12 protein-coding genes are annotated in these 12643 nt (G+C 62.8%); 4 read left to right on the top strand and 8 right to left on the bottom strand.

Annotated features, from left to right (window positions below):
* Positions 1-18: 18 nt before the first annotated feature.
* The 7 genes from FXN63_RS00765 to FXN63_RS00735 form a co-directional block, all read right to left on the bottom strand.
* The gene (locus tag FXN63_RS00765) at positions 19-1293 is read right to left on the bottom strand and encodes a CaiB/BaiF CoA transferase family protein (protein WP_148811903.1); all 1275 of its coding nucleotides are present in this window, start codon (positions 1291-1293) and stop codon (positions 19-21) included.
* Between the two features lie 144 nt (positions 1294-1437).
* On the bottom strand, positions 1438-2760 hold the full coding sequence (locus tag FXN63_RS00760) for an NtaA/DmoA family FMN-dependent monooxygenase (protein ID WP_148811901.1): 1323 nt from the start codon (positions 2758-2760) through the stop codon (positions 1438-1440).
* A 232-nt stretch (positions 2761-2992) separates the two neighbouring features.
* Positions 2993-3325 (bottom strand): thioredoxin family protein, encoded by a 333-nt coding sequence (locus tag FXN63_RS00755; RefSeq protein WP_148811899.1) that lies wholly within the window; start codon positions 3323-3325, stop codon positions 2993-2995.
* Between the two features lie 175 nt (positions 3326-3500).
* A complete protein-coding gene (locus tag FXN63_RS00750) occupies positions 3501-4490 on the bottom strand; it encodes a TPM domain-containing protein (protein ID WP_222863980.1) in 990 nt (329 codons plus the stop codon).
* Between the two features lie 18 nt (positions 4491-4508).
* Positions 4509-5126, bottom strand: coding sequence for a TPM domain-containing protein (locus FXN63_RS00745; protein ID WP_148811897.1), 618 nt, complete (start codon positions 5124-5126; stop codon positions 4509-4511).
* 251 nt (positions 5127-5377) lie between these two features.
* Positions 5378-6331: a TPM domain-containing protein gene (locus FXN63_RS00740; protein ID WP_148811895.1), complete on the bottom strand. Its 954-nt coding sequence runs from the start codon at positions 6329-6331 to the stop codon at positions 5378-5380.
* Between the two features lie 2 nt (positions 6332-6333).
* Complete coding sequence (locus FXN63_RS00735) at positions 6334-6945, bottom strand: LemA family protein (RefSeq protein ID WP_246164992.1); 612 nt, start codon at positions 6943-6945, stop codon at positions 6334-6336.
* Positions 6946-7211: 266 nt separating this feature from the next.
* Here FXN63_RS00735 and FXN63_RS00730 point away from each other — a divergent pair, with 266 nt between their 5' ends.
* From FXN63_RS00730 to FXN63_RS00720, 3 genes are all read left to right on the top strand, one after another.
* Positions 7212-8189: a tripartite tricarboxylate transporter substrate binding protein BugD gene (locus FXN63_RS00730; RefSeq protein WP_148818786.1), complete on the top strand. Its 978-nt coding sequence runs from the start codon at positions 7212-7214 to the stop codon at positions 8187-8189.
* Positions 8190-8349: 160 nt separating this feature from the next.
* Positions 8350-8811: a tripartite tricarboxylate transporter TctB family protein gene (locus FXN63_RS00725; protein ID WP_148811893.1), complete on the top strand. Its 462-nt coding sequence runs from the start codon at positions 8350-8352 to the stop codon at positions 8809-8811.
* A 41-nt stretch (positions 8812-8852) separates the two neighbouring features.
* Complete coding sequence (locus tag FXN63_RS00720; RefSeq protein ID WP_148811891.1) at positions 8853-10355, top strand: tripartite tricarboxylate transporter permease; 1503 nt, start codon at positions 8853-8855, stop codon at positions 10353-10355.
* 144 nt (positions 10356-10499) lie between these two features.
* Here the strand turns inward: FXN63_RS00720 and FXN63_RS00715 are convergent, their stop codons facing one another.
* Positions 10500-11411: a LysR substrate-binding domain-containing protein gene (locus tag FXN63_RS00715; protein WP_148811889.1), complete on the bottom strand. Its 912-nt coding sequence runs from the start codon at positions 11409-11411 to the stop codon at positions 10500-10502.
* 220 nt (positions 11412-11631) lie between these two features.
* Between FXN63_RS00715 and FXN63_RS00710 the strand changes: the two genes are divergently transcribed.
* Entirely contained in the window at positions 11632-12630 is a 999-nt protein-coding gene (locus tag FXN63_RS00710) for a Bug family tripartite tricarboxylate transporter substrate binding protein (RefSeq protein ID WP_246164991.1), read from the top strand.
* Positions 12631-12643: the final 13 nt, after the last annotated feature.

The following is a 12643-nucleotide window of genomic DNA, read 5'->3' as shown; positions in this document are numbered from 1 at the left end:
AACGGCATCAAACGTCGTTTAAACCACGCCCTGCTGATGCAGTTTCGCGATTTCTTGGGGTGTACGGCCCAGCGACGCCAGGATCTCATCCGTGTGCTCGCCCAGCCCCGGTCCAACCCAACGCGTCTGCCCAGGCGTACTGCTGAGTTTCGGCACGATGCCGGGCAGATCGATGGATGCGCCGTCGGGCAACTGATGCGTGGCGATCATCTCGCGCGCACGGTAATGCGGGTCGGCATGAATGTCTTCGGCCGTATAGATACGGCTGCTGGGCACATCCGCCGCTTCCAGCACGGCCAGCACCTGCTCAAGCGTGTGGGCACCGGTCCAGTCCGAAATCGCGGTGTCGATCATCTCGGTATGCGCGACCCGGCCGTCGTTATGCGCCAGGCGCGTGTCGGTAGCCAGGTCGCTGCGGCCCATGGCCTGCATCAGCCGCTTGAAGATCCCGTCACCATTGCCCGCCACGATGACGTACTGCCCGTCACCGCACAAATAAGTACTGGACGGCACGATGCCCGGCAGGCTGGCACCGGTACGCTCGCGGATCACCTTGAACATGCCGTATTCCGGGATCAGGCTTTCCATCACGCCGAACACCGCTTCATACAAGGCTACGTCAATGAACTGACCACGACCGCTGTTGGAACGCACGTGGTGCATGGCCATCAGCGCACCGATCACGCCATACAGCCCGGCCAGGGTGTCGCCAATGCTCACGCCTACTCGGGTGGGCGGACGGTCCGGGTAGCCGATCAGGTTGCGCAAGCCGCCCATCGATTCGGCAATCGCCGCAAAGCCCGGCCGGTCGGAATATGGCCCGGTCTGGCCGTAACCGGAAATCCGCACCATCACCAAGGCCGGGTTGATGGCCGACAAGGCATCCCACCCCAGGCCCCATTCTTCAAGCAGGCCCGGCCGGAAGTTCTCGATCACGATGTCCGCGTCCTTGACCAGCTCGCGCACGATCTGCTGACCTTCGGGCGACTTCAGGTCCAGCGTCAGCGACTTCTTGTTGCGGCTCTGCGAGTACCACCACAAGGACGTGCCTTCATGCAGCTTGCGCCATTTGCGCAGCGGGTCGCCGGTGCGCGGCGGTTCGACCTTGATGACATCGGCACCGAACTGCGCCAGCACACTGGCCGCATACGGCCCCGCGATCAGGGTGCCGAGTTCGAGCACCTTGATGCCTTTGAGCGGCGGCGGATTGGGGGTGGCGGATTCGGAAGATGAATCAGGCGAGGACGAACCAGGTGCAGAAAATTCGGGCGCAGCGTTGTCAGGCACAGACATGGAAACTCCTGGATGCTCACCGGCGCTGAGGTCCGGTCTTGCCGTCGAGTCGCCCTGCGCGGGCACGGACCGAACGGCTGAAAAAAAACGCATCCGATGATACGCCGCGACCCCGCACCGCGCGTGGGCGTAAACCCTGCCGCGCTATCCCGTGGCACCTTGCGGCAGACCCAGGTGGTCGCGCAGCGTCGTGCCGGTATAACGAGTACGGAACAATCCCCGCCGCTGCAATTCAGGCACCACCAGTTCCACAAAGTCGCCCAGACTGTCGGGCAAGTCCGGGGGCACCAGATTGAAGCCGTCGGCGGCCTTGTCGCGGAACCATTGTTCCAGCGCATCGGCAATCGCCATCGGTGTGCCGACCAGTGTCCAATGGCCACGCGCACCGGCAATCCACAGGTAGGTCTCGCGGATGGTCATCTGGTCCAGGCGTGCCTGCTCGGCAAGCGCGTGGGCGCTGCTGCTCAGGCCATCCGGGTCGCTGGCGGGCGGCAAAGGCCCATCGAGCGGATAACCACGGCGATTGGCGTCCAGACAGTAGGCCAACAGGCTCACGCTGTCGGCAGAATCGACCGGGGGTTGCAGGCTGGCGAAGCGCGCACGCGCCTCAGCCTCGGTGCGGCCCACCACCGCAAAGACGTCGGGCAGAATGCGGATGTGACCAGGATCGCGCCCCAGCTCACGCGCCTGATCCTTGAAGTCGGTATAGAAGTCGCGGGCTTCGGACAGCACCGATTGCGGGGTGAACACGATGTCGGCCACCCGCAAGGCCAGCGCATAGGCCGCACCAGAGGCCACGCCTTTGGCCAGTACGGGCCTGGCCTGCGGCGGACGCGAGATATTGAGCGGACCGCGTACCGAGAAGTGTGTGCCACGGTGGTCCAATGCTGCCCGGCGCTCGGGGCCGGTGTAGGGCAACGAGGGTGCGCCATCGCCACGGTGACGCAGTGGCGACGCACCATTCCACAGCCCGGTCACCACATCGACGAATTCCGAGGCCCGCGCATCCCGCATGGCACGCGTCAGTCCACGGGCGTCACCGAAATTGTCGATCTCGAACGCTTCCTGGGCCACCGTCACATTCCAGCCCGCGCGCCCGGCACTCAGGTGATCGAGCGAGGCGACCTTGCGGGCAACATGGTAGGGCTCGTTGAAACTGGTGGACGCGGTCGCCACCAGGCCGATGCGTTCCGTACAGGCAGCCAGGGCGGACAGCAAGGTGAAGGGCTCGAACTGGGTGGCAAAGCCCTTGCTGTGATGACCAAAGATTTCTTCATCGTGAGGCCGCACGCCGTGGGCATCGGACAGGAAGAGAAAATCGAACAGCCCCTTTTCCGCTGTGGCGGCGAGCTGGCGATAGTGTTCGAAATCGCTGCTGCGACCGGCGTCGCGCTGCGTGGCGGTGATGTGCTGGCCGACAGGGTACAGAAACGCCGACAAGGTCAGCTGTGGGTGCACCGTGCTCACCAGCGGAAACTCATGGCTGAACACATGGTAATGACAACGCCTGGATGAAGCTGCGCGTCTGCTGCAGACTGGTCGGATGAAGGTGCGGCGCCGACCGCCGAATCCACGATGCGGGCAGCAAAAGCCTGCCCGACCGCAGAATTTTTATCATGAAGAAGACGCTGCCACAAGCGCCATCAGGGGATGTCGCATCAGCCCGAAATACGCTTGGCAGCAGGGCTTGCGGCGTTTCTCAGGCCGTCGGATTGATCTGTTGCAGCGCGTCTTTGATAGCCTGTGCGCTCTCGGGTCGCACCAGCCTTGCCACCTCTTTTCCGCCATCCAGGAAGATCAGCGTTGGCCACAATTTCACACGATAGCTTCGACCCAACGCACGTCCCGCGCCGTCTTCCACCTTCACGTGGCGCACCTGCTCATGGCCTGCAAATGCCTCGGCAATCAGCGGTTGTGCAGAGCGGCAAAAGCCGCACCAATCGGTGCCGAAGTCCACCACGGTAGGGCCCGCGAAGGCATCGACCTCGTCACGCGACGGGCTGGTTTCGGGATAGCCGGTGGTAAGCGCCATTTTTTATCTCCTGGTGTTGTGTACGGTCGCACTGCGCTGGGCGGCGACGTGGGTGATGGGTGTTGGTTATATGACGGATGCAGTCGCGGGTGCAGTCATGGGTGCAGCCCGACAGGCTGCCAGTCATCTGAGGGCGAAGCCGACGCGATGCAAGCACAGACCACGCGCCAGCGGATCACCAGCCTCCCGATGCCCCACCGCCACCGAAGCTGCCGCCACCGCCTCGACTGCGGCTCGATCTTGAACTGGATCTTGAACTTGAGCGCGAGCTTGAACGAGAACTGGACCGCGAGCTGGCACTGCTGCTCGAACCGCTGTTTGAACTGACGCTCGCCCCGCGCTTGTTGGACCGTCCTTTGCCCGCCGCCCCCGCTGCACTGGCACCCAACATCAACGCCTTGGCCTTCACGGCTTTCGGGCGGAACAGGTGACCGTGAAACGCGATGAACACCACGATCACAATGCCGAAGAAGACCACGGCAACGACGCCGATGACCCACTCGCTGATGTAGTTGACCGTCTGGGTCCGCTGCAAGATGGGTTCGCGGGTAGCCGTGTCGCGTGACGCGGCTGCCCCACCTTGTGGCGTACGCAGTTGCTCCAGGATGGCCGCCGCGCCGCGCTCGATGCCCCCCGCATAATCGTTGCTACGAAATGCCGGCGTGATCGTCTGGTTGATGATGGCGGCGGCATACGCGTCGGTCAGCTTGCCTTCCAGCCCATAACCGACCTCGATACGCAGCTTGCGATCGTCACGCGACACGATCAGCAGCACGCCATTGTCCTTGCCGCGCTGCCCGACGCCCCACGCGCGGCCAAGCTGATATCCGTAGTCCTCGATGGCCATGCCACCCAGCGAGGGCACCGTCACCACGACCACCTGATCGCTGGTCGCCGCCTCATGGGCAGCCAGCACGCCATCCAATCGCTTGGCGGTCGTCGCGTCGAGCAAACGGGCGCTGTCGACCACCCGGCCCGTGAAAGCGGGGAAGACGGATCGGGGCGCGGACGGCGCTTGCGGTTGCGCCTGGGCCAGCGCTGTCCACAGCGACAGCAGCACGATGACCAGGCCGCACCAGCCCAGGCGCGATGCAATCGCGACCACGCCGGAGGTAACAATGCCGGCGCGCTGGTTCATCAGTCTTGGGTGAAGGAATGAGCCCATGTCGCAATTCGTACAGCGCTACGACAACACGACCAAGCGGTCGGGCAACTCGTTGCGCACGTGCGTAACCGGCACATGGTGCGCCAGCACACTGCCCACCGAGTCGATGCAGGTCAGGAAGCCCTGCAAGGTCTGGCCGCGCCGCACCTGGGTGGTGAACACCGCGATGATCGGCTGCCAGGCCGTGTCGTCTACCCGGCTGCCAATGCCCCGATCGACCAGGATCTCGACATAGCGTTCGGCTTCGGACACGAAGATCAACACACCGGTGTCACCGACCGTGTGATGCAGACCTTGTTCAAGAAACTGCCGACGCGCCAGGTTGGCGGCACGCCAGTGACGCACACGACGCGGAATCAGCCGGGTAGTGATTGCCGGAATGCGGAATAGGAAAGCCAGGACGGCAAAACCGCCCCACTGCGTCAGCAACAGATCGCGCTGGCCCAACCAGCCTGCGTGATAGTTGATGATGCCGGGCAACAGCAAGGCAATCAGCGCTGCCCAGAGCAGCGGAATATAGGTGTAGTCATCGGCCTGCGCCGCCAGCACGGTGACGATTTCCGCATCGGTCTCACGCTCGATGCGGGCAATGGCCTGGGAAACCTGCTGAATTTCGCTTTCGGTCAGTAGTGCCATGGTGCCTTTGTTGCGCAAAATTCGTGCGATCTGCGTCGTGTGTGTCCGGCGCGCCGGTTGCAGGACAGTTGTATGCCGCTTGTAAGCTCAGTGCTAAGCCCGGTTGTATGCCCGGTTGTAAGCCCGGTCATAAGCCCAGTTGCCCTGCCGGTCTTGCCGATTCGTGTCTGGCGACCTTTGCAGCCGGGGGCTGGGGTGTGCCTGTATATCCAGCCGATTGTCTGGCCAGCTATCTGAAACACGCTGGCCGCCTACCAGCCGCCCGATGCCCCACCGCCCCCAAAACCGCCGCCACCGCCTCGGAATCCACCGCCACCCCCAAATCCGCCGCGACGACCACCGCCCAGCAGGCCGCCAGTGACCGCGCCAAGCACCATGCTGCCCATGGTCCGCTTGCGTCGGAAGGGGTTGAAGCGCACGAAGACCACGAACACCAGCACCATGAAACCGATGAACAGCTCCAGCGGATTGCTGCCGGTATCGACCGGTGCCCGCACCGGCGCTTCGCCCGGGTCGGCGTTCAGCGCTTCGATGATCGCCGCCACGCCTCGGCTGATGCCGCCTGCGTAATCGTTCTGCCGGAAGGCCGGCGTGATGATCTGATTCAGAATGACCGACGACTGCGCATCGGTCAGCTTGCCTTCCAGGCCATAGCCGACCTCGATGCGCAGCTTGCGCTCATCTCGGGCCACGATCAGCAAGGCACCATTGCTTTTGTCTTTCTGCCCGATGCCCCATTGCCGACCCAGCTGATAACCGAAATCTTCGATCGGCATGCCGTTCAGCGATGGCACGGTCACCACCACCACTTGCTCGGACGTGTCGGCTTCATGCGCAGCAAGATCGCGCGTCAACTGCGCAATGGTGGCGGCGTTTAGCAAACCGGCACCATCCACCACCCTGCCCGTCAGCGCGGGAAATCCGGGTTTGGCAGTTGCGGACCCAGCTGAGGGTTGTGGAGCTGCTGGTGGCGCTTGCGGCGAGCCAGACTGCGAGCCTGCTTGCGAAGAGGACGGCAAAGAAGGCTGGGTACCCGGCTGTGGCGAGGCTGGCCGCTGCGCCGGGGTTCCCGACGGCGGCGGTTCGATCAAGGAAGGCGCGTCGCCGGCCGGTACGACCTGGGCCAGGGCCGGCACCGCAAACGGCCCCAGCCCCAGGCTTAAAGACAACAGCAGGATCGACGGCAGGCGGCCCCAGGTGCGCATGCTCAGAACTTCACTTTCGGGGCCTGGTCCGCTTGCGGCGCGGTGGCCTTGAAGTTCTCGCGCACCGGCAAGTCGCTGTACATGATCTTGTGCCAGATGCTGCCCGGGAAGGTGCGAATCTCGGTGTTATAGCGTTCCACCGCCGTAATGAAGTCACGGCGAGCGACCGAAATGCGGTTTTCCGTGCCTTCAAGCTGTGCCTGCAAGGACAGGAAGTTCTGGTTCGACTTCAGATCCGGGTAGCGCTCCGACACCACCATCAGGCGACTGAGCGCGCCCGACAACTGTTGCTGCGCCTGATCGAACTGCTGCAGCTTGGCGGGGTCGTTGAGAATGCTGGCGTCGACCTGGATCGACGTCGCTTTAGAACGCGCCTCGATCACGGCCGTCAGGGTCTCCTGTTCCTGCTTGGCGTATCCCTTGACGGTTTCCACCAGATTCGGGATCAGGTCGGCACGACGCTGATATTGGTTTTCCACCTGCGCCCAGGCTGACTTCACCTGTTCATCATAGGTAGGGATATTGTTGATGCCGCAGCCGGCGAGCACGGCGCTTACGCACATCAACAAGGCAAGTCGCCACTGAAATCCGTACCGCTGCATGGTCTGCATCATCTGTCCGCACCATCGTCGAATATTAGGGAAAACCCGAACCATCTGGCGGCGCTCAGGCGGGGTCATCCTAACATCGGCAAGAGAGGGAAAACGCCGGATTGGCGGTTACGCTTGAAACGGGTACCACAGATCGTGTCAAGAAAGCGTTGGGACCACATTATGGCAATCCACTATAGCGCTCGACTCAGGCATCGCGAAAAATCGCCCCCACACTGCAAGCCGGATGCCTACGCACACGTCGCGTCGGACGGCCAAGGGGAGACATGATGAACAAAAGCATTACCAGTCTGCTGGCAGCGACCATGATCGTCGCAGCCCCGACCGTGTACGCGGCTGATGCGTATCCCACGAAGCCACTTACCGTCATCGTGCCGTTCGCGGCCGGCGGCCCGACCGACACCGTTGCACGCCTGGTGGCACAAGCCATGACGGCTGACCTGAAGCAGCAGGTCACGGTTGAAAACGTCGGCGGTGCCGGCGGCACGCTGGGCGCCGGACGCGTGGCACGTGCTGCCCCCGACGGCTACACACTGCTGCTGCATCACATCGGCCAGGCCACCGCGCCTTCGCTGTATCGCAAGCTGCCTTACAAGGCAGACGAAGATTTCGCGTCCATCGGCCTGATCACCGACGTGCCGATGACCATCGTGGCCCGTAAAGATTTCCCGGCCAAGGATGTGACCGAACTGCTGGCCTACCTGAAGGCCAACAAGGACAAGGTCACCTATGCCAATGCCGGCGTGGGCTCTGCCTCGCACCTGTGCGGCATGCTCTTCATGAGCGCACTGGACACCCAGCTGACCACCGTGCCGTACAAGGGCACCGGCCCGGCCATGAATGACCTGCTGGGCGGCCAGGTCGACATCATGTGCGACCAGACCACCAATACCACCAGCCAGATCAAGAGCGGCGCGATCAAGGCGTATGCGGTCACGACCAAAACGCCGGTGCCGTCCCTGCCCAACCTGCCCACGCTGGACAAGAGCGGTTTGCCGGGCTTCGAAGTCGCGGTGTGGCATGCCATGTATGCACCCAAAGGCACGCCCAAGCCGATCATCGACCGCCTGGCCAAGTCGCTGCAGCTCGCGCTGACCGATGCCAATGTCAAACAACGTTTTGCTGACCTTGGCACCGAGCCGGTGGCAGCAGAACGTGCAACACCGGATGCACTCGACAAGTTTGTTCGCGCAGACATTGCCAAGTGGAGCCCGGTGATCAAGAAAGCCGGCGTTTACGCCGACTGATCTACCACATTGCTCACACCTGCCGGTGAATGCGGCAACGCGTATCACCGGCAGGCCTGTGGCAAAGGTGCTGCGGTCGAAAATCTGACCGCCTGATCCCCGCCCGGTATTTGCCGTTCGGGGATTCGGTATTTTTTAACGTTCACTTAGGACGCGCTGTATGAAGCTCGCTTTTCGCAGCTCCAAGGATCTCTGGAGCGGATTGATATTCCTCGTGGTGGGCCTGGCTGCCGTCATCATCGGTCAGGACTACGGCATGGGTACGTCCAACCGCATGGGCCCGGCGTACTTCCCCACCGTGCTGGGCAGTTTGCTGGCAGTTATCGGCCTCTTCACGATGGCGCGTGCGCTGGTAATCGGCAGCGAAGCCGTCGGCCAGCTGGCCTGGAAAGGCATGGCACTGGTACTGGGCTCCGTGCTGTTGTTCGCAGCCTTGGCCCAAAACGCTGGCTTGCTCGTCGCCTTGCCGCTGCTGGTGTTTGTCAGCGCCATGGGCAGCTCGCTGTTCAAACCCTTGCCAGCCGCGTTGCTGGCCATCGGCATGACGGTGTTCAGCAGCCTGATCTTCGTCCGGGGTCTTGGGGTGCCGCTGCGCAATATCGGCGCCTGGTTCGGCGGCTGATCCGCTTTTTTTACGACCGATCCTAATACGGAATCGCTGCTATGGAAATTCTCGACAATCTCGCGCTGGGCATGAGCACGGCGATGAGCTTCACCAATCTGGCTTACTGTCTGCTTGGTGTCATTCTGGGCACGGCAATCGGCGTGCTGCCAGGTCTGGGTCCGACCGCCACCATCGCCATGTTGCTGCCGGCAACCTTCGGCCTGCCCCCCGTGTCGGCGCTGATCATGCTGTCCGGCATCTATTACGGTGCGCAATACGGCGGGTCGACCACGGCCATTCTGGTCAATCTGCCGGGCGAGTCGTCGTCAGTGGTGACGGCGCTTGACGGCTACAAGATGGCGTTGAAGGGCCAGGCAGGCAAGGCACTTGCCACCGCCGCGCTGGCGTCGTTCTTCGCCGGTACCGTGTCCACCGTCGTGCTGGCACTGTTTGCCCCCCCGCTGGCTGAACTGGCGCTGAAGTTTGGCCCGGCCGAGTACTTCTCGCTGATGGTCATGGGCCTGGTCGCATCCGTGGTGCTTGCACACGGTTCCTTGCTGAAGGCTGTCGGCATGGTGCTGTTCGGCCTGCTGCTTGGCCTGGTCGGCACCGACGTGAACTCGGGTCTGCCGCGCTACACCTTCGACATTCCGGAAATGGCCGACGGCATCAACTTCGTGATCGTGGCGATGGGCGTGTTCGGCATTGGCGAAATCATCCGCAATCTGGAAAACGAATCGTCGCGCTCGCTGGTCGCCAGCAAGGTGACCGGACTCTGGCCGAACAAGCAGGACTTCAAGGACATCGCAGCACCGACCGTGCGCGGTACCTTGCTGGGCTCCGCACTGGGCATTCTGCCCGGCGGCGGCGCCATGCTGGCATCGTTTGCCGCGTATTCGCTGGAAAAGAAGGTTTCGAAGAACGCCAAGCAATTCGGCAACGGTGCCATCGAAGGCGTCGCCGCACCGGAAGCTGCCAACAATGCAGGCGCGCAAACCTCGTTCATCCCGATGCTGACGCTGGGCATTCCGTCCAACCCGGTGATGGCACTGATGATCGGTGCACTGATCATCCAGGGTATTCAACCCGGCCCGGCGATCATGACCGAACAGCCCGTGCTGTTCTGGGGGATCATCGCGTCGATGTGGATCGGCAACTTCTTCCTGGTGGTGCTGAACCTGCCGCTGGTGGGTCTGTGGGCCAAGCTCATCACCGTGCCGTACCAGCTGCTGTATCCGGCCATTCTGGTCTTCTGCGCGATCGGTGTGTTCAGCCTGAACAACAGCATCTTCGACGTCTACCTGATGGCTGGTTTCGGTCTGGTCGGCTACATCTTGTTGAAGCTCGATTGCGAACCGGCACCGATGCTGCTGGGCTTCATCATCGGCCCGATGCTTGAGGAATACATGCGTCGTGCGTTGCTGCTGTCCCGCGGCGACTACACCGTGTTCGTCACGCGTCCGATCAGCGCCGTCATGCTGTTCGTCGCGGTCGCCGCACTGGTGGTCGTGCTGCTGCCGGCAGTGCGCAACAAGCGCGACGAGGCATTCCAGGAAGACTAAGCACGTCAATGCGGTGTCCCGACGTGGACACTGCACGATGACCGTACGATTCAAGGCACCGTATCCCGCCAGGGAACGGTGCCTTTTTCATGGGCAAGAGATTGGCTTGCCCCCAGCATGAACGCCGGGACTGAACATTTTTGATCAGTTGCCTGGCTCCACCGCCTGCTGCGCCACCGCCGCCATCTGCAGCAACCAGTGGCGGAAGGTCTGCAGCGCGGGGCGACCCGCCGAAGCGGATGGGTACACCAGGTAATAACCTTTCTGCGGATAGCGGAATTGCCTGCGCGACAGGCGCTTCAAGCGACCGGCGGCCACGTGGTCGGCCACCATGTAATCCGGCAGCAGGGCCACACCCAGCCCGGCGACCGCAGCGTTCAAGGCCATCGACATGATCTCGAATCGAGGCCCGTCGCGGCCGGGGTTGCCTGCCAGGCCATCGAAGCGGAACCAGTGATCCCAGCCGTCTACCAGCGTGTGGTGATGCAGCAGACTGGCGCGCGGGGTGTCATTCGTCACCCGCTTGCCGTGGACGGCAATCCAGCCAGGCGCGGCGTAAGGTGCCAGGTCCAGCGCCAGCACGAAGTCGCTGTGCACATCGCTGCGCCGGCCATCACCGAATTCCAGCGACGCGTCGATGGCAGCCTTGAAATCGGCCGGACCCACCCGTGTGCTCAGGCTGAGGGTGATTTCGCCATGCGCCTGGGTGAATGCGGGCAGGCGGGGAATCAACCAGTACGCACCGACGGAGGCCCCCAGCGACAGGCTCAGGTCGCCACCGCGCCATTTGAAGGCCATGACGTTGGCCGTGGCACGCGCCAGGCGCTGCAACAGCGGCGTGACCTCATCCAGGTAATAACGGCCGGCATCGGTCAGCACCAGCGATTCACGTCGCCGGGTGAAAAGCGGTACGTCCAATCGCTGTTCCAGCGTCTGGATCTGGCGGCTGACGGCCCCCTGGCTCATGTGCAATTCGTCAGCCGCGGCGGTGAACGACCCCAGCCGCGCACTGGCTTCCAGGCACAGCAATGAAGTGGTGGATGGGGCACGGGACATGCAAGGATTCCGGGAAGGGGTGCCACACGCATCCATGCAGTCTGCACATGGATGGTGCGTAAATTACTGCGTCAATATTGAATGACAGCAAATGGTGCATGCAGAAACTGCATGGCACTGCCAATTTTTATGGTTTGTCCCGTCCGTGACAAGCCCCCACCATGCGAGCTGCTTCAACGCCTTTCCAATCCTGACCGGAGCGTGCCGCATGACTTCCTTCATGACTTCTCGCCTCAGCCACCCTGTGAACCGTCGTCGGTTCTTGCAGATCGCGGCCGCGTCCACCGCCGCGCTGGCGCTGCCCAGCCTTGCCCGGGCGGCGGCCTACCCGGATCGTCCCATCCGCCTGGTGGTGCCCTCGGCACCGGGCGGATCGCCCGATGCCATCTGTCGAATCCTGGGCGAAGCCTTGGGCCGAGCCATGGGGCAGGCAGTGATCATCGACAACAAACCCGGGGCAAGCGGCAACATCGGCATGAGCGACATCAGCCGGGCCGCACCCGATGGCTACACGCTGGGTTACGCCAACGTGGGCACGCTGTCCATCAATCGCGCGCTGTTCTCGAAGCTGCCTTACGACCCGGACGTGCTGGTGCCAGTGTCGCTGCTGGGCTTTGTGCAGAACGCGCTGGTGGTGCGCAAAGACCTGCCCGCCAGCAACGTGATGGAATTGATCGCATTGGCCAAGGCCAAGCCCGGCACCTTGACCATCGGATCGGCGGGCAACGGCACCACCGGACACCTGGGCGGCGAGCTGTTCAAAAGCCTGACCAAGACAGAAATGGTGCATGTGCCCTATCGCGGCAGCGCGCAGGCCATTCAGGACTTGATGGGCGGTCAGCTGGACTTGATGTTCGATAACCTGAGTTCAGTTGCCCCGCACATCAAGGGTGACCGCGTCCGCGTGCTGGGCGTGTCGGGGGCGGCCCGCAATCCGCTGTTCCCGGACATTCCCACCATTGCCGAGGCCGGTGTGCCAGGATATGAAACTGTAGCCTGGGGCGGTGTGGTGGCACCGCCCGGCACCCCTGCTACGCTGGTCGCACAGATCAACGATGCCATCAACACCCAGCTGCAAACCCCGGCGGTCAGCAAGCGCTACGAAAGCCTGGGGTTCGAAGTGCTGATCGGCCCGCCAAGCCGACTTTCCGAACTGGCGACAAAGGAGACACCGATATGGGCCGAGATGGTCAAACGTTCGGGCGCGAAGATCGATTGAAGCCTGATCACCC

It is taken from the genome of Pigmentiphaga aceris, assembly GCF_008119665.1.
Classification (GTDB): Bacteria; Pseudomonadota; Gammaproteobacteria; order Burkholderiales; family Burkholderiaceae_B; genus Pigmentiphaga; species Pigmentiphaga aceris.
This window is presented reverse-complemented; position numbering and strand designations above follow the sequence as displayed.

Coding starts and splice junctions, on each gene's coding strand:
- FXN63_RS00765 (WP_148811903.1), bottom strand. CDS start 1,293: ATGTCTGTGCCTGACAACGCTGCGCCCGAATTTTCTGCACCTGGTTCG.
- FXN63_RS00755 (WP_148811899.1), bottom strand. CDS start 3,325: ATGGCGCTTACCACCGGCTATCCCGAAACCAGCCCGTCGCGTGACGAG.
- FXN63_RS00750 (WP_222863980.1), bottom strand. CDS start 4,490: ATGGGCTCATTCCTTCACCCAAGACTGATGAACCAGCGCGCCGGCATT.
- FXN63_RS00745 (WP_148811897.1), bottom strand. CDS start 5,126: ATGGCACTACTGACCGAAAGCGAAATTCAGCAGGTTTCCCAGGCCATT.
- FXN63_RS00740 (WP_148811895.1), bottom strand. CDS start 6,331: ATGCGCACCTGGGGCCGCCTGCCGTCGATCCTGCTGTTGTCTTTAAGC.
- FXN63_RS00735 (WP_246164992.1), bottom strand. CDS start 6,945: ATGATGCAGACCATGCAGCGGTACGGATTTCAGTGGCGACTTGCCTTG.
- FXN63_RS00730 (WP_148818786.1), top strand. CDS start 7,212: ATGAACAAAAGCATTACCAGTCTGCTGGCAGCGACCATGATCGTCGCA.
- FXN63_RS00725 (WP_148811893.1), top strand. CDS start 8,350: ATGAAGCTCGCTTTTCGCAGCTCCAAGGATCTCTGGAGCGGATTGATA.
- FXN63_RS00720 (WP_148811891.1), top strand. CDS start 8,853: ATGGAAATTCTCGACAATCTCGCGCTGGGCATGAGCACGGCGATGAGC.
- FXN63_RS00715 (WP_148811889.1), bottom strand. CDS start 11,411: ATGTCCCGTGCCCCATCCACCACTTCATTGCTGTGCCTGGAAGCCAGT.
- FXN63_RS00710 (WP_246164991.1), top strand. CDS start 11,632: ATGACTTCTCGCCTCAGCCACCCTGTGAACCGTCGTCGGTTCTTGCAG.